Origin of the sequence: Dorea sp. AM58-8, from assembly GCF_003464045.1 — a bacterium.
Lineage (GTDB): Bacteria > Bacillota > Clostridia > Lachnospirales > Lachnospiraceae > Claveliimonas > Claveliimonas ammoniilytica.
On the sequence record NZ_QSDM01000011.1, the window covers coordinates 94,674 to 114,288 of the forward strand.

Genomic DNA, 19,615 nt, shown 5'->3' on the forward strand with positions numbered 1-19,615 from the left:
TTCAGTATAGCAAAGAGACCGCTGCATACGCAACGGTCTCGGTAATCTCTGTTATTCAATATTTAGATTAGTTGTTGATCAGCTTGTTAGAATCACTCCAGCTGTACAGTTTTCTGATCTCCTCGCCAACCTTCTCTGACGGATGCTCAGAAGCAAGCTTTCTCATTGCTTTGAAGTGAGCCTGTCCACCTGCTGCTGACATATCTAACAGGAATTCTTTTGCGAATGAACCATCCTGGATGTCTTTCAGGATCTGCTTCATTGCTTTCTTTGTCTCAGCTGTTACTACCTTAGGTCCTGTGATGTAATCACCGTACTCAGCTGTGTTAGAGATAGAGTATCTCATTCCTGCGAATCCTGATTCGTAGATCAGGTCAACAATCAGCTTCATCTCGTGGATACACTCGAAGTAAGCATTTCTCGGATCATATCCAGCTTCAACCAGTGTCTCAAATCCACACTGCATAAGAGCACAAACACCACCGCAAAGTACAGCCTGCTCGCCGAAGAGGTCAGTCTCTGTCTCTGTTCTGAATGTTGTCTCAAGGATACCAGCTCTAGCTCCACCGATTCCAAGACCATAAGCAAGTGCTCTGTCAAGAGCCTTTCCTGTGTAATCCTGCTCTACAGCTACCAGACAAGGTGTTCCCTTACCAGCCTGATACTCGCTTCTTACTGTGTGTCCTGGTGCCTTAGGTGCGATCATAGTAACATCAACATACTTCGGCGGTACAATCTGATTGAAGTGAATGTTGAAACCATGAGCGAACATCAGCATGTTACCTTCTTCAAGGTTTGGCTCGATATCATTCTTGTAAAGTGCAGCCTGTTTCTCATCGTTGATCAAAATCATGATGATGTCTGCCTGCTTAGCAGCCTCTGCTGCTGTATAAACCTTCAGTCCCTGAGCTTCTGCTTTTGCCCATGACTTACTTCCTTCGTAAAGACCTACGATTACATCGCATCCTGATTCCTTCAGGTTCAGGGCATGTGCATGTCCCTGGCTGCCATAACCGATAATAGCGATCTTCTTTCCCTCCAATTCAGCTAAATTACAATCTTCCTGGTAAAAAATTCTTGCTGACATATGTATCATCCTCCTAATGAATAATAAAATATATTGTCAAATGCTGATGCTCTTCACACCGCATTTAGAGACCATCGTTATCTCTGCTGGTATAACTATTCGATAATCGTTACATTATCGCTTCCTCTTGAAAGCCCTGTAATACCGGTTCTTGCAAGTTCCAGTATCTCATAGCCGTCCAGAAGATTTAAGAATGCGCCAAGCTTGGACTGATTGCCTGTAAGTTCGATGATCAGCGACTCCTTGCCTGCGTCTACAACCTTGGCACGGAAAATATCTGCGATCGCGCTGACTTCTGATCTCTGTGCTGCATTGGCACGAATCTTCACCATGATCAGTTCACGAAATACGGACTCTTCCGGAGCAAGCACCTTAATCTCAACAACGTCTTCCAACTTTCTGACCTGCTTCTCAATCTGTGACAGAATCAGCTCATCTCCGCTCGTTACAATTGTAATTCTTGTAAATCTTGGATCGGCAGTCACACCTGCTGTGATACTGTCTACGTTATAACATCTTCTGCTGAATAATCCTGATATTCTGCTCAGAACTCCAGGATTATCATCTACTAATAATGATAATACTCTTTTCATTGTGCACCTCCTGATCTTACTTTTTAAAAACAGAGTGCGTTCTGTTTTTTTATAATAGCAATATACCTACTGTTTGTCAAGTATCCTAATCATCTTTTTGAATTAATTATTGATCTATTTTATTCTCCGTTCTGAATGCGCTCTTTCAGGTCATTCAGATATACCCAGCGATCCATCTTTTCCTCCAGCTCTGCTTCCGTTTTTTCCTTCTCCGCAATCAGCTCCGACAGTTTTACAGAATTAGTTGCATTGCGCGCCATCTCTTCATCCAACTGCTCGGTCTTCGCTTCCAGCTTCGCAATATCTTCATCGATCGTCTCGAATTCTTTCTGCTCTTTGTAACTGAATTTGAGCTTCTGCGGACGGTTCTGCTTCCAGCTCTTCTTCGCATCTTCTTTCTGTGCCGGATCTGCTTTACTGATCTGCGGTGCGGTCACGGCATTCGCCATATGTCCGCCGCCGGATGCTTCGAGATAATCGGTATAACCGCCCTCATACTGGGTAAGTCCGCCATGTCCGTCAAATGCGAAAATGCGGTCTGCCACATTATCCAGAAAATATCGGTCATGGGATACGGTGATCACAATTCCTACAAAAGAATTAAGAAAATCTTCGAGAATTGTCAATGTCGGTATATCAAGATTATTGCCCGGCTCATCAAGGATCAGCACATTTGCCTCCTGGCAGAGCACGCCAAGCAGATACAGTCTCCGCTTCTCACCGCCGGACAGCTTGCCGATCGGCGCATACTGCATATCCGGGGTAAATAGGAACCGCTCCAGCATGGCAGATGCACTGATGCGTCCCTCTCTGGTGTTGATATATTCCGCAATGTCCTTTACGTAATCGATGACTCTCTGACGGTCGTCCATCTCCTGTTCTTCCTGCGCAAAATAACCAATGCGGATGGTCTCGCCCACTTCGACGCTTCCCTGATCCGGTTCTGTTTCTCCTGCGATCATCCGAAGCAGGGTAGACTTACCGCAGCCATTCGGACCCACAATACCAACATTCTGGTTCTTCAAAAAGATATAGTCAAAATCTCTCAGAATCACCCGATCGCCAAATGCCTTGGCAATATGATGCAGTTCGATCGTCTTCTTGCCCATGCGAGTCTCAATGCTATCCAGTTCCACCGTCTGGTCTGATACCGGAGCAGATCCATTTTTCAGACCTTCCAGACGTTCCAGACGCGCTTTCTGCTTGGTGGTTCTCGCACGGCATCCGCGCTTCGCCCACTCCAGTTCAATGCGCAGGATGCTCTGCCTCTTGCGCTCGGATGCAAGCTCCATCTCTTCCCGTTCCGCTTTCAGTTCCAGGAATCCCGAATATGCAGTCTGATAACCATAGAGTTTCCCATGACTGATCTCCAGAATACGATTCGTCACGCGATCCAGAAAATACCGGTCATGAGTAACCATCAGGATCGTTCCACGAAAGCTTCGCAGATAATCTTCCAGCCAGCTGATCATTTCCTCGTCCAGATGGTTCGTCGGCTCATCCAGAAGCAGCAGATCAAAGTCTCCTGCAAGTACTTTCGCCATAGCTGCGCGTCTTCTCTGTCCTCCGGACAGCTCTTTCATCTTCTGTGTGCCATCCGCAATCCCAAGCTGGTTCAGATAACTCTGTACCTTCCAGTCCGTATCCGAATTTCCCGATAATGCATAGGCATCAACCGTCTCCTCTGGATCATACGGCGGATTCTGCACTACAAACGCAATCTTTAATCCGTTCTGTCTGACGATCTGTCCGCTGTCAGGAACTTCCTCTCCGCTGACCATCCGAAGGAGTGTAGTCTTACCGGTTCCGTTGATTCCAACGATACCGATCTTATCTCCCTGCTGGATACCAAAAGAAGTCTCGTCAAAGATAACCTTCTCTCCGTATATTTTACTAATGTTCTCGATATTAACTATGTTCATGTTCTAATCCTGCTTTTCCATACATTTTGCCACATCCTTGAGATAATTAATGATCTCAAGATGTTGCGGACAGGCCACCTGGCATTGTCCACACGCCAGACATTCCCTGGCTTTTCCTCCAGACTCTGTCAGTTGCCGATACTCCTCGTTAGCTTCAACGTCAGTAATTTCGCCACGTTTACTCTTGTTATAGACACGAAACAGATCTGGAATTGCAATCTGCATCGGACAGCCTTCTGTACAATAAGAACATCCTGTACACGGAATCGCTATACTGTCTTTGATCATTTCAGCAGCCTTATGTACCAGTTCGGTTTCTTCGGCATTCATTGGCACAAATTCTTTCATATAGGATATGTTATCCATAAGCTGCTCCATATTGCTCATGCCGCTCAGTACCATCGCTACATTATCCAGACTTGCCACAAACCGGATTGCCCATGATGGCACAGAAAGATCAGGATGATATGCAGTAAAACTCTCACGTACCTCCGCAGGTACATCAGCAAGGGTTCCTCCTTTTACAGGTTCCATAACAATGACCGGTTTGCCATGTTTTGACGCCACTTCATAACATTTACGCGACTGCACTTCTGCACTTTCCCAATCCAGATAATTCATCTGAAGCTGAACAAATTCCATCTCCGGATGTTCTGTCAGCACCTGATCCAGAAATTCTGCACTGTCGTGGTATGAAAATCCAATATGTTTTACAAATCCCTGCTTCTTCTTTTCAATCAGCCAGTTAAAGCAGTCCATCTCGTTGTAGATCGAATATAATTCCTGATCAATTGCATGAATCAGATAATAATCAAAATAATCCACACCCGTCTTCTGTCTCTGTTCTTCAAAAATGCGGTCCCTATCCTCTTTTTTCTTCAGATAAGATGCATGCAGCTTTGTGGTCAGCGTATACCGGTCTCTCGGATAGCGGTCCGTCAGTGCTTCTTTTACCGCATTTTCACTCTTAAATGCACAATACATCCACGCCGTGTCAAAATAAGTGAATCCCTGTTCAATAAATGCATCCACCATCTCTTTTAACGCTTCTATATCAATGCTTCCCTTGTCATTTGCATCTGTAAGCGGCAGACGCATCAGTCCGAATCCAAGCTTCTTTCCTTCAAACATTGTACTTCCTCCTCTCAACCTTACTGCTATTTATCTTACCAGATGTTGGATTCTGATACAACTGTATGAACCATCAGAAATTCGTGCAAGTACAATTTCTACATAACGGATTACCGCGCAAAAGACGGAATCCGCCTAAGTGCGTCTGCCCCCGGCGGATTCTCATCTTGTTTATGAAGTTAAAAGATACTTAAGGACTGATTCATGTAATGTATGTTGCATTTATACGTTAAATGCTTTTCTTCCCGGATATACTGCGGCACTTCCCAGTTCTTCTTCGATACGGAGAAGCTGATTGTATTTAGCCACACGCTCAGATCTTGAAGGTGCTCCTGTCTTGATCTGGCAGGTGTTCAATGCTACTGCGAGGTCAGCGATGGTTGTATCCTCCGTCTCACCGGAACGATGGGAGGTAACTGCTGTATAACCTGCTTTATGTGCCATCTTAATTGCTTCCAGAGTCTCAGATACAGATCCGATCTGATTCAGCTTGATCAGTACAGAGTTACCGCATCCAAGGCTGATACCCTTAGCAAGACGTTCTGTATTCGTTACAAAGAGATCGTCACCTACTAACTGTACCTTATCGCCAAGTTCTTTGGTAAGCAACTGCCACCCTTCCCAGTCTTCTTCATCCAATGCATCCTCGATAGAAATGATCGGATATTTCTCTACGAGACCTTTCCAGTGCTCGATCAGTTCTGCAGATGTATACTTAGTTCCTGCCTTCGGAAGTACATATTCGCCCTTCTTCTCGCCTTTCCACTCACTGGAAGCTGCGTCCATAGCAATCATAAAGTCTTTGCCCGGCTCGTATCCAGCCTGTTTTACTGCATCCAGAATGTACTGGATTGCTTCTTCGTCACTTGCGAGATCCGGTGCAAATCCACCTTCATCACCTACGGATGTAGCAAGCCCTTTGCTCTTCAGCAGTTTTGCAAGTGCATGGAATACTTCTGCACACCAGCGGAGCGCTTCTTTAAATGACACTGCTCCTACCGGCATGATCATAAATTCCTGTACATCTACGGTATTTGCAGCGTGTGCGCCGCCGTTCAGGATGTTCATCATCGGTACCGGAAGACGGTTACCGGATACGCCTCCAAGGAAACGGTAAAGCGGAATATCTAATGCAGTCGCTGCCGCTCTGCAACACGCGATAGATACTGCAAGAATTGCATTTGCTCCAAGTTTGGATTTATCCTTTGTTCCATCTGCATCAATCATTGCTTTATCAATTGCATAAATGTCGGATGCATCCATATCAATCAGCGTGTCATTGATTACAGTGTTAATATTCTCCACAGCTTTCTGCACACCTTTTCCAAGATATCTGTCCTTATCTCCGTCACGAAGCTCCAGCGCTTCAAACTCTCCGGTAGATGCGCCGCTTGGTGCAGTACCTCTGCCGACTGTTCCATCTATCAGATACACTTCTGCCTCTACGGTCGGATTACCTCTTGAATCCAGAATTTCTCTTCCAATTACTTTTTCAATCTGTAAATAGTCCATATTATTAGCTCCTTCCCGCTCCCATTTACCGCGGTCTGTCAGCACATCAGACCGCAGTTTCTGGCTGTAAGCACTCCAGTCATACATTGAAAAGGGAGTTTCAAAATGATTTATTCACGCGAGTTAGTTTTCTCTAACTTCTCATATAGTGTATCGCATCATTTTGATTTTTTCAAGTGAAAACGACTATCATTTTCGCAGTATAATGGACTGTTTTTCTCAATTTAGCATATTCTATTTATCTTTTTTCCATGCTTTCATCATCCGGTAATAGCATGGAATCAGTAATGCACATGCTCCAAACCACGCCATAGGACTTGCAATGCATACTGATGTATAGCCAAGCATTCCAACAAGTCCAACTGTTGCTGATATCCTCATTACCAGCTCAATCATACACGCTGCAAATGGTGCCCAGCCATTCTGCATACTCTGAATAGTAGTACGATACACAGCAAGCAGTCCCAGTATCACATAAAACGGTGCCACGATCGTCAGATATGCATCCGAATAATGATAGATCTCCTTTGTCGGATTGGACATGAAAAGTTCTACAATCGGATGCCTCAGTAATATAATGCCCGCACACATCAACACATTGAACGTCTCTGTCTGGATCAGGCTGGCACGAACACCCTGACAAATCCGTTCCCTCTTGCCTGCACCAAAGTTCTGTGCCACATAATTAGAAGATCATATTGTAAAATACCGGTCGCACCTGTACCGAGAAGCACGACATACATATATGCATATGCCTCCACTGCAATATCCGCCGGAATCTTCATCCAGCGAATGATCTGATGGGAAAGCACACAGCACAATGTGGTCAACACTACCGCAAATATAACACCGAGAATCATTGAAACTGCGATACTCTTTCGCATTCCGCGCTCGTCTCTTGCACCGCAGCGCTGTCCCAGACAGATACCAAATCCACCGGTAAATCCATTGATAAAACAGAGCACAAAATAAATAATAATGCTGGTTGACCCTACCGCCGCAAGAGAATCTGCTCCTAGTGTCTTCCCTACGATTACAGAATCCGCCATTGTATAAAAAAGCTGAAACAAATTGCCAAGTATTACAGGGACCGCAAATCTGAGCAATGAACCAAACGGTCTGCCTGTTGTCAGATCCATCTCTTTTCTTCCAGCCATAAAAAACCTCCTTCGTGTAACGCATGTTGTCATAATAATCCACACACTTTTATACACGAAAGAGGGCTCTGTGTCAAATAGATTATTCCCCTGTGAGATCCTTTTCTTTCTCCGGTACACCCTCCGATTTAATCAGATATCCCTCTGTTTCATCAAAATGAATCGTGTACTGATATTCACTCTCTTTTCCTTCTTTTTCGGCATCGGCATCAGCATAGTAGGTAAGACGGATCTGATAAGTATTTTTTCCGTCCTGCCATGACTCATCACCAATTAACCAGTCATTTTCAAGATGTTTGTCTTTTTTGAGCAATGTCTCGGCATACTGTTGTGCTCCACTCCAGATTCCTATATTCCGTCTCTGTCTCTGCATCGTATTCTGATACTGCCAGAGCGTGACAAACATAAATACTGCCATAATTCCTGTAAAGAGAAGCGTTTTATACTTCTTTACTTTTTTCTGTCTCTGCTGACGGACACCTCTGATCGTCCCAAGCATAAGCATTGCAATCACAAACAGATACCAGAGTGTCCAGAAAATCTGTTCCTTTCGTTCCACACCGCCCGGAATCCATTCTGCAATCCGGTCTCCCCAGACATAATTGACCAGCGCTGCTACAATTCCAATAGATAATGCTGATGCCACGCCATATATCCTGCGGCTTTCTTCATCATCTATATTCTGGAAAAAATACCACAAAGATACAAACACAGTTGCTGCCAGTCCGCCAAGCACAAGTCCGCCTCCGACATTGGCAATCTTCGCAGCCCACGCCGCTGCCGCCACACCGATCACCAGGATTCCGGCAATGATATTGGCATTCTTATCCTGTTTTTTCTGTTGTTTCGAAATATCATCTGCATTTTGAAGCATCTCAGCCACCTCCTGCCGGGTATATTGGGTTTCCGTTATATCCACATCTCCTGTGGATTCCTTCTTTTTAGAACGCATCAATTCCAGCACAGAGATTCCAAGTGCCTGCGCCAGTGGCTCCAGTGTCTGAATATCCGGAAACCCAAGCCCCCGCTCCCACCGGCTGACCGCCTTATCTGTCACGTTGATTTTTTCTGCAAGTTCTGCCTGCGTCATCTTTTTCTCTTTTCGTATCCCGGCAATAAACTGCCCGAACTGTTTCGCCTCCACGTCTTGTCATTTCCTCCTGCTGTTCCCGCTCCGCTTTTCTATCTGCGAAACGTTTTTACAGCTTTAGCATAAAAGCAGACAGGCTGTTTTGTCAATCTACGAATCATTTACCTCCTATTTCCTGCCATACAGAATGCCCATACCGCTTATCATCCACGGAGTCTTCACATATCCAGGAATAAAATCCAGCTTCTTTTCCAGATTACCGATATAGTGAACCTCTGAAATACCATCTGCTTTCAGTTCTCTGACAAATTCATCCATATCTCCATATAATGCCTTCTGAGAGAACATATCCTGAAAAGAAAATACGCCACCTTTCTTTACCACCCGAAGTGCTTCTTTTACCACATCCCTCTTATCCTTTGCAGTGCGCACTTCATGAAATACAAAATTGCTGACCGCTGCATCAAATGTTTCCGTCTCAAATTCCATCTTTGCAGCATCACCCTTCTGAAATGTTATCCTGTTCGCAACACCTTCCAGACGCGCATTGTTCTCACACTGCTCTTTGGCATAATTCCACTCGGCTCCCCAGTAGTCCATCGCGGTAATCTCTGCCTCCAGAAAAGCCTTCGCACAGCGGACTGTCAGTGCTGCCGCTCCGCATCCGATATCAAGCAGCTCGCCTTTGCCGTCCCAGTCAAGATGGTCAACCAGATGCTGATGTACGCCAGCCATCATATTTCCTTTTCCAAATGCAAATTCCTCATGGCAGATCAGCATATACACAGCCATCACAAGCATCAGCACACCGACCACGCCTGCTATCCATGTAATAACCGGCACCACTCCCATTACTCCTGATACAATTGCCGCTACAAGTAAGATCGCTGCGCCACCAAACAGCATATACAATGCTTTCTCCGGCACCCAGTTCCCGTAATTTGTCTTTTCTCTCATGTTAGTTCCTCCTTAGAAATATATTTTTACTCATTTCGAGCACATAACAAATCCGCAAAATGTTATGTTTGGCAATAGAAAAGCCCGCCGCATTATTTGCGACAGGCTTCATGTTCCTGATTCAGATATTTAATTAATGCCGCTGTCCCGGCATCGGCATGAATGCCGATTTCCCGCGACATCCGTACTCTTTCATCCACCGTGTAATCTCCTTTTATCAACTCCATATATCCCTGAAGTCTCATAGACACTAAGATTCTGATAAGCTCTGCGTCAGGCTTTCTACCCATAAATTTCGTAAAATAACTGGTAAATGCTGCCTGCATCTGTAATTTAATCTGTGCTCTGAACATCTCATACCGGCTTCCGGCACACTGATCCATGAGGATGACTGCCTCGGTTCGATGTGCCGACAGATATTCCATCATCTGCCGTTCATTATCATCCGCCGTCCCCGGATCTTCCTCTTCTCTCTGTGCAAACATACTGCACATCCGCTCATAATCCGCGATCACGGGATCAAGGATTGCAGCCAGCAATGCTTCTTTATTCGCAAATGAGAAATAAAATGCTCCGGTCGTGACCCCGGCTGTTTTACAAAGATCCCGTAGATTAGCTTTCGCATAGCCTTTTTTTAGAAATTCTGCTTTGCCAGACTCTATTAATTTTTGTTCCGTTTGTTTTCTGCGCTCATCTTCCATCATACTTGTTATGTTAGCATAGACTAACTCACTTGTCAATCCAGCTTCCTATACCATGTTATGAATTCGTTCTGCCTTTATACGTGTCTCTCAAAAATCACTTTGTATGTTCCAAGTACCTGTTCCCAGTAATCGATATTCAACCAGCCTCCCGGTAATGCCCAGGTACCGTTATTCTCATGTACGAGCAGAATTTTTCCATCCTTAAATATCGCAGCTCTGGTGAAGTCCATTGATCTTACCATTCATCGTATCTACAGACTGTTGAAGAAACGGAAGCATCTCGTCTTCTTTATGCTCTGCCTTTACCTTTTCCGTATAATTCCAAAATAATATATGTCTGATTATGCTATTTTCTCCTGTCACTATCAATAACTATTAAAATTCTTGTCTACACAAATAATAAGATTCCGATGCATACAAGTATCGGTATCGCTCCGACAATTCCAAATGCAATCGTCAATATCTTATATAATTATTCTCATATCCCGGTATATAAGACTGCTTTGGTTTGTCCGGATTATACTTAATCTGGATTTTTGCACCAACTGGCGGCACACGTCTTCTTATATAAACGCCTTCTGATGTATAATAACTCCCTCCAGCATAATATTCATATATCGGATGATACGACAAACCATTATCACCGGAATTCCTCACATTGATGCGTACTACTGTGGCTGTTGCATCAGCTGTGCATTTGCGCATTTTATTACCTGAAATCATGCCCAGTATAAAGGCTGGAATCCAAAATGCAATTCCAAGGCCGCATAATGTCAATACTAATCCTATTTCCATTGCTTACTCTCCTGCATTGCCTTCTTATCGTTTTGTATGCATTTTCCTGTCATAGGGTCATACCACACCCGACAGATATCCATATACGGATTCGTCTTTGCAAGACCGATGCCGACCGCAGTTCCACGGAACATGCCAAACTGCTCCTGCATCACTACAAATGCCTCTTTTAATTCTGTCTGCGACAGCTGCTTTCCAATCGTACTGTGCGGTATCCAGGAAAATGGCTGATACCGCTGATGAATCTTCACCTGACGAATCTGGCTTATATACTGATATGCCTGTTCTGACATTTGAAACAGATAGTGATTCATAACCGGCAGCAGATAGATCGTGTGTGGAAAAAATATCCCTACCGAACACCACATGATCTCACCGCAGATAAATTCCTTTGCCAGATCTTCAAACACTGCCACTGCTTCTGACTCCTGCGTTGTCTCAAATGCTGACAACGTAATATGTGGCGGAACCTTATCTGCAAGCATCACTTCATTCCCCGTGCGTTTTGCGATCTGATTCATATACGACTGGATTCTTTCATTTATCACATCATCAAAGTATAAAGATATCAAATACATAGGTTAGCCTTTCAAACCTGCTGACTGACGGATCATATCTTCCACTACGATATCATATATCTCGCCGATACTGTTGCAGTATTCGAGCACTTTCCACGGCTCATTGGTATGAAAATGAATCTTGATCAGGTCTTCGTCACCTACTGCGATCAGACAGTTTCCTTCAAGATGCTCTGAGATGTAATCGGAAATCTCATCCTCATCCAGATCATCGTCCCTGCGGTCGATTAATAACTGCGTGTCATAACGATATGCAAACTGATCATCCTCTACGTCAATGCTATGTACATTTTCCATCTATTCTGTCCTCCTGTAATTCATTCATTTAAAATTTCATTACTATTTTAGTATAACCAGCTCTGTGATTCAATGCTATAATAGCATTTAAATAATCAATGGAGTGTATTAATTATCTTGAAGGAAGAATAACCTAAAAGGCGCTCCGTCATACGGAACGCCTGAATACTTTTCTATAACATTTCTCTATCTAATTACATGATGTTGGGACCCTGGCATCATTACATTCTTACCGGATTCACATGAATCAGGATATGTTTGATCTTCGGCCAGCCCTGTTCGATCGCATCATGTACGTTCTCTGCGATCGCATGGCTGTCTTTTAACGACAGATTCTCGTCTGCCCCGATTTCCATCTCCACATAAACCTTGTTGCCAAAAATACGGGTCTTCAAAAGATCCACCTGCTCTACGCCTTTGGTATTCAATGCGCAGTTTCTCAAAGCTTTCTCGGTCTGCTCATCACATGCCTTATCTACCATCTTATCAATAGCATCTTTGAAAATATCAAATGCTGCTTTCTCAATAAATACACAGATCACTATACTTGCGATTGGCTCCATGATTGGGAAGCCAAGTCTCGCGCCACCGATACCGATCAGTGCGCCTACCGATGATAATGCATCAGAACGATGGTGCCATGCATCTGCCATCACTGCACTGGAATCAATCTTCTTTGCATAATATCTGGTATACCAGAACATTGCTTCTTTTACCAAGATTGATACGACTGCTGCGATCAGTGCCAGCATTCCCGGTATCTCAGATGCATATTCACCGTCAAGTAATGTCTTGACTGCGGCATAGCCAATACCAACACCTGTCCCTGCAAGTACCGTAGCCAGTACAATGGCTGCCACACATTCCATTCTCTCGTGTCCATACGGATGATCCTTATCTGATGCCTTTCCGGAAATCCGCACGCCGATCATCACGATGATACTGCTGAATACATCTGATGCAGAATGTACCGCATCACTGATCATTGCTCCTGAATGTGCTACAAAACCTGCAATCAGCTTAAATACTGATAAGATCAGATTCCATACTACACTCACTAACGAGACTCTAATTGCTGTCTTTTCAAATTCATTTTCCATGTCCATAACCTCCATTCATTGACAAGCACTCCTGCTCTTTCATAATCAGACATTCTGTCTGCTGTTATGTACATGGGCATAAAAATACACCCACGTTTCAGTAAATCTACTGTCCCGTGGATGTACATATCGTCTTATTCTCCACTGTCACTTCTGTGACCCGGCCCCAGGTTTCCCCGGCCTGTTCAGTTTGTACTGTAGTTAATATATGCAGTGCAAAGAGTTTATAATATAATACACAGAAGTCATGAAAAATGCAAGACATTTTTCGATTTTTTCAATTATCTGAATTTTCACTTATTCGCACCCTTTCAGTACCTCCACCATATCCAGTTTACGGATACGTTTGGAGAACATGAAACTTACCAGCATAGATACCGCCATAACGAGTATTCCGGACAGCACGTAGTCGATCATCGGTAATTTCAGCATATAGTCAAAATTCTCGCCATTACTGTTCATCATCGCATTCAATGACACATTGCCAAGCGGGATACCGATCACAATTCCGACCAGTGACAACCACAGATTCTGCACGCTGAGAAGCTGGCGGATCCTACCGGAACGGAAGCCCATAACCTTCAGTGTTGCCAGTTCCTTGATTCGTTCATTAAACGACAACGAACCAGAATTGTATAATACAACGATGATCATAATGGAAGAAAATCCGATCATCATATATACCATAAGATTAACCATTGACATACTGTTCTCATATGCCTTTTCCATATCCGGTTTACTGGATACGCTGATAATATAGTCTTTATCTTTCGTATTCTCTGGTTTCTGATTACTCATCAGCAGGGTCGGTGTATATTCTGCGCCTGTCTCTTCATAATCTTCTCTGAGCATCGCAATTCCCTGTGTATCCGAACACCGATAGATCATGCCGACTTTTGCTTTATACCAGGTATTCTTTGAATACAAATGCCAGTATATAGTATCTCCAACCTTAATATCCATATCTTCTGCCAGTTTCCGGCTTAAGCCAACCGTACCCGGCACAAGATCTGTTACTTTATTATTCAGATCCAGAATATTATAGAGATGTTCTCCTTCCAGAACCGTAATGGTCTCTTTCTTCTTCTCTTTTGAGGATGCATTTTTCACCTTTGAGATTTCCACTGCATCCTGCATCACCAGTTCTCCGTCCACACTGTCTGCCAGTGCATCCACATCTGATAGTTTAGCATCTGACGATAGTTTTGTCTGATATTTTGCTACTGCTGTCCGCTCAAAATTCAGATCCACCATCGTGCTAACTAATGAGCCGCATCCGGTTCCGTACATCATCATAAGCATTCCGACTGCCGTTCCGACAATACACATAAATGCTCTTAACTTCGCCCGCGATATGTCGCGCAGATTATACTGGCTGTTAAATGACAGTTTCTTCCAGAATGGCAACTTTTCAAACAAACACCTTTTGCCCTGTCTCGGCGGCGCCGGGCGAAGTGCTTCCGCCGGGCGTATCCGCAGAATCTTTCTGCAGCTCAGATATGCTGATAATACACATACCAACACGACTACCAGAGAAATCACCAGATACATCGGATGGAAAACGGAATGCAGATCCGGTACAATGTACCACGTTCCAAACATACTCATGATTGTCGGGCATCCCCATAAAATCCCAAGCAACAGGCCAGCGCTCACACCAAGCACCGATACTACAAGGCTGAAGCTTACATAATGAAGCAGTACCTTCCATTTCTTCATACCCAGCGCATTCAATGTACCGATCTGTGTCCGCTGTTTTGCCACCATACGGTTCATTGTAGTTGCAATTACCAACACCGCAATACCCACAAATATCACAACAAACACATAAGAAAATGACTGATGCTGGTCAAGCTCACTGTCAAGTCTTGCAAGTCCAGGCACCGATTTACGATCGATCATTGCCGAATAATCATGATCCAATGCCTCAGCGATTTCATCCTCATGCTCCAGTGCTCCATTATCTTTGGTACGGATGATCATCTGCGTATACGGCATGGAATCAGACTGATCCGAAGATGCCAGTCCTGCGATCACATCCACAATACTAATCTTTCCCTGTGTAAAGAGATGCTGTACATACTCCTCTGCCGGAAATCCATCCATAGACATATACACGATTGCGATATTTTCCAGATAAGTATCTGCATCTCCGTCTGCCTGACGATATTCGTATTCCGCGCTCTCAGTCAGTCCTTTTATCGTCTTAGTAAATGTTACTCCGTCATACTCCATGGTAAATCGATCACCCACATGAAGATTCCGCCTCTCGGCAAATGCATTGGCAATCCAGACACCATCTTTATCCGAAGGATCAAACTTCTCACCTGAAATATAATATGGTGTATTGACCGTATTTTCATTTTCCAGGAAGATATCCACCTGTGCCCCACCGCAGTCTGGAGCCGTGCCTGTAATAGCAGTCCGAAGCTGAACCGACTGGACGAAATCAAGATCCCGTACTTTCTCTAACTGTTCTTCTGAAAATCCTTCTCCATATACCCATACATCGGACAGATTGCACTCCTTATGATATGCCTCTCTGGCAACATTCTGCGATAATACATGTCCTTCAAATGTGCAAAATAATGTCATTGCCAGTGCCGATAACAGAAATACTGAGATAAATGCTCCAAAATTCTTCCTAAAATCACGCAGCATTTTGCGAAACAGCATTACCACTCCACCTCCCTTACCGGAAGCGGATTCTCATTGATAACGATCTCGGATATCTTACCATTTTTCATACGAATCACCTTATCCGCACACTTGGCAATATCCGCATTATGGGTAACAATGACTACCGTATTACCATGCTCTTTTCCAAGCTTCTGAAGAAGCTCGAGCACAATCACACCCGTCTCGGAATCCAGTGCGCCGGTTGGCTCATCACCAAGGATGATCTGCGGTTTCTTGGCTAATGCTCTGGCGATAGACACTCTCTGCTGTTCACCTCCCGATAACTGCGATGGAAATTTATCCTTGTGATCCGCAAGACCTACTGCTGCCAGCATCTCATCCGCACTCGCCGCATTCTTGACAATACTCTTCGTCAATGCCACATTTTCATATGCCGTCAGTGTCGGGATCAGGTTATAAAACTGAAAAATAAATCCAATCTTCTCTGCCCGGTAATCGGATAACTGTTTATCCTTCATATTGGATATCGTCGCCCCATCAATGATCACTTCGCCTTCCGTAGGCTGATCCATGCCGCCAAGCATATTCAGCACAGTAGACTTGCCCGCGCCCGACTGTCCAAGGATTACCACAAATTCACCCTTATCAATCGTAAAATTAATATGGTTGACCGCATACTGTAAGGCTTCCTCCTCACCATAAGTACGTACTACATCCCGAAATTCAATGACTGTCTGTCCCTCTTTACTGCTCATATACCGTCCTCCCGGTGTCTGTTTTATCTCTCTTTTATCTGTACAGGCACACCTTTTTCTATCAACGTATCCAACATCTTAGCAAATCCTTTCGGATCACGGATCTGATATTGCATATGATTACATCCTTCAAATACCGGATACTGACCATACGGATACACCCGCATGACCGCTTCACGGTATTTCAAATGATCTTCTATACTTCCAAATTCAAACACAGTCTGCCTCTGTAACTCCTCTGACAGTGCCGGAAATGGTTTATCTTCCAGACTGTCTGCAAGCTGTCTCCGTATATTACCATAGGTCAGTGCTTTTCCCGCCGCGATAAAATAAGGTTTAATCGCTTCATCATCGCACCACAGAATCTTTTTCAGCGTTTTTCCGTTTGACCAGTACAGACTCTTAATCGCCAGATATAAAAACGGAGCCATGATCCGGCGCGTCATTTTAGCAATCTGTGCAAATTGTCCGCCGTCAAAAAACGCATGCTCTACTTCAACTCCTGATTTTGTCAGGAATGTCATTGCAAGATCTGCCCCGATAGAAGACGCCACCACGAGTGCCAATCGGTCAATCTGCTGTCCTTCAAGAAACTTCCTGATCTGCTTTATCTCTTCTGTCTTACTTTCGTATCTCTGTCCTTCACAATACACCGTCGATGTCGGCATAATACAATAATATGTTTCCTGTAGATATTCCGCCACAGGTATACTGCTTGCACCCGTCACACCCATTGCATGGAAAAATAATATTGCCGGATTGGACTTATTTCCTATCGTCTTAAAAAGCATAATCAAACCTTCTTTCACTGCCTCGCTGCCAACGTTATATTCGTCATAGCTTACGTTCGTTAGTTTACGCTAACTTATATTCAAAATTATACCATGCATCTCTTACGTGTCAAGAAATGCATGGCATAACAATCCTCATTTTGTATGACACTCTAACTCAGTAATTCTCTTACGCTTTCCGCATCGTATACCACTTCTTTTACATGCTCTACTTCTATCTTATACAACGCATGTGCTGCAAGATGCTCTGCAGCCTGTTCCAGATCACGGATACCGCTGGTATTAGAATACAGTTCAATAACTGTATCCAAGGCTTCATCCGTCATAATGCATTCATCCGCAGACAGACCGATTCTCTTCAGAATCTTAGGCAATGCAAATTTGGAAAAGATTACTTTCTTTTCTTCAGCCGTATAATCCGGAATATCAATGACTGCAAAACGTGACATCAACGGTGCACTGATCTGATCTCTGTCATTGGCTGTTGCAATCGGATATACACCAGATGTAGGAATCATACATTCCATATAGTTATCTGTAAATCCAAGATTATCAAGGAGTGTCAGCAGTACATCTGCCGGGTTACCATTCCCTTTTCCTGATGCTGCTTTATCCAACTCATTAATAATAAATACCAGATTAGAAGACTCTGCCATGCCAAAGGCTTCCATGATAATACCTGGCTTTGCATTAGAATAGATTCTGGAACTTCCGGTAAGCTGTTCCGGGTCATTGATCGAACTCATATCCAACGTACTCCAAGGAAGCTTCAAAATACGAGCCACCGCATATGCAATCTGTGACTTACCTGTACCTGCCGGACCGATCAACAACAGTCCATATGCAGGCAATGTATGAGTACGGTTAATCTGAATGATCGTCTCAATGATTCTCTGCTTTACACGCTCCATGCCATATAATTCTTCATCCAGAATACGTCTTGCTTCTGCTGGATCGATTGCTTCAAAATAATCTTTTTTCCACTGGATGTTTAACATCATAGACAGTGCTCTCTGCGCATGGCGGCGTTCCTCCGGAGACACTTCATGCGAACGTGCTACCGCAAGGTTTCTTCTCGCCCAGAGTCGGATATTATCCGGTAATGTCCGTCCCGCACAGTTCAGGAAATCTGTGATACTCTGAATACTGGTAAGTTTCATATCGTCACCAGACTCTTCCTGATCTTCATCATCTATCTCTTCTTCCGGCGCATCACTTGCAAATAATCTTTCAATCATAAACTGCAGGAATCCGTCTTCTGCTGAAAGCTTTGTACCGCCGCCAAACGCAATCTCGCGAATGCGGTATACACAGTAACCTTCTGAATTATTTACTCCGGACAGACGTACATTGATCCGATTCTCACCCAGCCATTTCAACAAACTCACAAACCGTGAATCCACGCGGAGAATATCTGCACTTACTTTTCCGCCTTCCTCATCAAATTCAAATGCAGTCTGCTTATTCTGATTAGCAAACACACCGCAGGAATGATGCTTCCATTCCTTCTTGCTGTTATCCAGAATCAGAATCGGCTGCTCCGCTGATGCATGATCCGCATCTGATGCAAATGTTGTATAGGTACACTTCACCGGTTCTTTTGTATCCGGTGTATTATTAAAATCAAATACTGGCATTCTTCTACTCCTTATGCAATATATTTATTTAAAGCATTGTTCAATCATACATTTCAAAAAACATTCTCAGTTATTATACATCATTCCTTCGTAACAGGCTATATATTTCACTTCTAATTCGTCTCTATTTTTATATTATTTTTTATCAATCTCTGCATTGTAGCTTATAGTCTGATATCAAAAAAGCCCAGATCATTGTTATGACCCAGGCTTTCCTAATATTTATCTATACTCTGTTTATTCAACTACATTCATTGAAATGTTCATTACATTATCATCAGCCATAGATAACACTAATGTATATACTCCGTTATCTGCTGCATACATTCCATCCTCTGTTACAGCATTGTTATCATATCCAGCATTTTTGCATTTCTCTACATATGCGTTGTAAGAATCTTCTGATGTGTTAGCAACATCTGCAACAACTGTTTTTTCAGTTGCATACATGCTTCCTGTAGATGATACCGGTGTTGGAACTGAATGTGCCATGTCTGTATCCGGCCAGCTCATTTCCGTATATCCGGAGGGATCTGCCGTGAGATTATTTGTCTCCTCTGCTCTTCCCTGTCCAACTGCAAATCCACCAAGTACCAAAACCACTGCTAATGTTACTAATAATTTCTTTTTCATATTTCCATTCCTCCATTAGAACTCTTTTCCTATCGATGTTTGCATTATATAACATCCTACATTCAACAACAATTAGCAAAGGAAACAGAAAAATTTTCATTTTTATATCAGTTTGGGTATTTTTTAACAATCAGCACCACCAGCTTAGCTGGTGGTTTGCTCTGTCCCTGTAAGGGACTATTACCGGCTTGGACCTCAAAGGTCCTACGAAAATAAGGTCCCCAACCGCACCTCAT

20 protein-coding genes and 1 riboswitch are annotated in these 19,615 nt (G+C 43.7%); all 20 genes read right to left on the reverse strand.

From position 1 onward, the window contains the following. Positions 1 to 67 precede the first annotated feature (67 nt). Positions 68 to 1,087, reverse strand: coding sequence for a ketol-acid reductoisomerase (gene ilvC / locus DXA18_RS09610; RefSeq protein WP_118383759.1), 1,020 nt, complete (start codon positions 1,085 to 1,087; stop codon positions 68 to 70). Between the two features lie 95 nt (positions 1,088 to 1,182). Beyond that, positions 1,183 to 1,680: an acetolactate synthase small subunit gene (ilvN, locus tag DXA18_RS09615; RefSeq protein WP_118383760.1), complete on the reverse strand. Its 498-nt coding sequence runs from the start codon at positions 1,678 to 1,680 to the stop codon at positions 1,183 to 1,185. A 119-nt stretch (positions 1,681 to 1,799) separates the two neighbouring features. After that, positions 1,800 to 3,602, reverse strand: a complete 1,803-nt coding sequence (locus DXA18_RS09620; protein WP_118383761.1) for an ABC-F family ATP-binding cassette domain-containing protein — start codon at positions 3,600 to 3,602, stop codon at positions 1,800 to 1,802. A 3-nt stretch (positions 3,603 to 3,605) separates the two neighbouring features. Beyond that, complete coding sequence (locus DXA18_RS09625; RefSeq protein ID WP_118383762.1) at positions 3,606 to 4,733, reverse strand: aldo/keto reductase; 1,128 nt, start codon at positions 4,731 to 4,733, stop codon at positions 3,606 to 3,608. 222 nt (positions 4,734 to 4,955) lie between these two features. Further along, on the reverse strand, positions 4,956 to 6,245 hold the full coding sequence (gene eno / locus DXA18_RS09630; RefSeq protein ID WP_118383778.1) for a phosphopyruvate hydratase: 1,290 nt from the start codon (positions 6,243 to 6,245) through the stop codon (positions 4,956 to 4,958). A gap of 234 nt (positions 6,246 to 6,479) precedes the next feature. Beyond that, positions 6,480 to 6,926, reverse strand: coding sequence for an MATE family efflux transporter (locus tag DXA18_RS16125; protein ID WP_243007083.1), 447 nt, complete (start codon positions 6,924 to 6,926; stop codon positions 6,480 to 6,482). Next, positions 6,863 to 7,402, reverse strand: a complete 540-nt coding sequence (locus DXA18_RS16130; RefSeq protein ID WP_243007084.1) for an MATE family efflux transporter — start codon at positions 7,400 to 7,402, stop codon at positions 6,863 to 6,865. Before DXA18_RS16130 ends, DXA18_RS16125 begins: the two co-directional genes overlap by 64 nt. Positions 7,403 to 7,484: 82 nt before the next feature. Then, entirely contained in the window at positions 7,485 to 8,546 is a 1,062-nt protein-coding gene (locus DXA18_RS09640) for a helix-turn-helix domain-containing protein (protein WP_118383763.1), read from the reverse strand. 114 nt (positions 8,547 to 8,660) lie between these two features. Next, on the reverse strand, positions 8,661 to 9,449 hold the full coding sequence (locus DXA18_RS09645) for a class I SAM-dependent methyltransferase (RefSeq protein ID WP_118383764.1): 789 nt from the start codon (positions 9,447 to 9,449) through the stop codon (positions 8,661 to 8,663). A 92-nt stretch (positions 9,450 to 9,541) separates the two neighbouring features. Beyond that, positions 9,542 to 10,189, reverse strand: a complete 648-nt coding sequence (locus DXA18_RS09650; protein ID WP_118383765.1) for a TetR/AcrR family transcriptional regulator — start codon at positions 10,187 to 10,189, stop codon at positions 9,542 to 9,544. A 38-nt stretch (positions 10,190 to 10,227) separates the two neighbouring features. Continuing rightward, positions 10,228 to 10,395, reverse strand: a complete 168-nt coding sequence (locus DXA18_RS17615; protein ID WP_243007086.1) for a hypothetical protein — start codon at positions 10,393 to 10,395, stop codon at positions 10,228 to 10,230. Positions 10,396 to 10,609: 214 nt separating this feature from the next. Then, positions 10,610 to 10,948, reverse strand: a complete 339-nt coding sequence (locus DXA18_RS09660; protein ID WP_243007085.1) for a DUF3592 domain-containing protein — start codon at positions 10,946 to 10,948, stop codon at positions 10,610 to 10,612. After that, positions 10,939 to 11,526, reverse strand: coding sequence for a 2'-5' RNA ligase family protein (locus DXA18_RS09665; protein ID WP_118383766.1), 588 nt, complete (start codon positions 11,524 to 11,526; stop codon positions 10,939 to 10,941). Before DXA18_RS09665 ends, DXA18_RS09660 begins: the two co-directional genes overlap by 10 nt. Positions 11,527 to 11,529: 3 nt before the next feature. Then, positions 11,530 to 11,823: a hypothetical protein gene (locus DXA18_RS09670; protein ID WP_118383767.1), complete on the reverse strand. Its 294-nt coding sequence runs from the start codon at positions 11,821 to 11,823 to the stop codon at positions 11,530 to 11,532. A 221-nt stretch (positions 11,824 to 12,044) separates the two neighbouring features. Then, entirely contained in the window at positions 12,045 to 12,923 is an 879-nt protein-coding gene (locus DXA18_RS09675) for a cation diffusion facilitator family transporter (RefSeq protein ID WP_118383768.1), read from the reverse strand. A gap of 107 nt (positions 12,924 to 13,030) precedes the next feature. Further along, a riboswitch (NiCo riboswitch) is annotated at positions 13,031 to 13,122 on the reverse strand. Between the two features lie 98 nt (positions 13,123 to 13,220). Then, entirely contained in the window at positions 13,221 to 15,599 is a 2,379-nt protein-coding gene (locus DXA18_RS09680) for an ABC transporter permease (RefSeq protein WP_118383769.1), read from the reverse strand. Then, entirely contained in the window at positions 15,599 to 16,318 is a 720-nt protein-coding gene (locus DXA18_RS09685) for an ABC transporter ATP-binding protein (protein WP_118383770.1), read from the reverse strand. Before DXA18_RS09685 ends, DXA18_RS09680 begins: the two co-directional genes overlap by 1 nt. 23 nt (positions 16,319 to 16,341) lie before the next feature. Beyond that, a complete protein-coding gene (locus DXA18_RS09690; protein ID WP_118383771.1) occupies positions 16,342 to 17,109 on the reverse strand; it encodes a hypothetical protein in 768 nt (255 codons plus the stop codon). Between the two features lie 152 nt (positions 17,110 to 17,261). After that, the gene (locus DXA18_RS09695) at positions 17,262 to 18,746 is read right to left on the reverse strand and encodes an AAA family ATPase (protein WP_118383772.1); all 1,485 of its coding nucleotides are present in this window, start codon (positions 18,744 to 18,746) and stop codon (positions 17,262 to 17,264) included. Positions 18,747 to 18,983: 237 nt separating this feature from the next. Next, positions 18,984 to 19,379: a DUF6591 domain-containing protein gene (locus tag DXA18_RS09700; RefSeq protein WP_118383773.1), complete on the reverse strand. Its 396-nt coding sequence runs from the start codon at positions 19,377 to 19,379 to the stop codon at positions 18,984 to 18,986. Positions 19,380 to 19,615 lie beyond the last annotated feature (236 nt).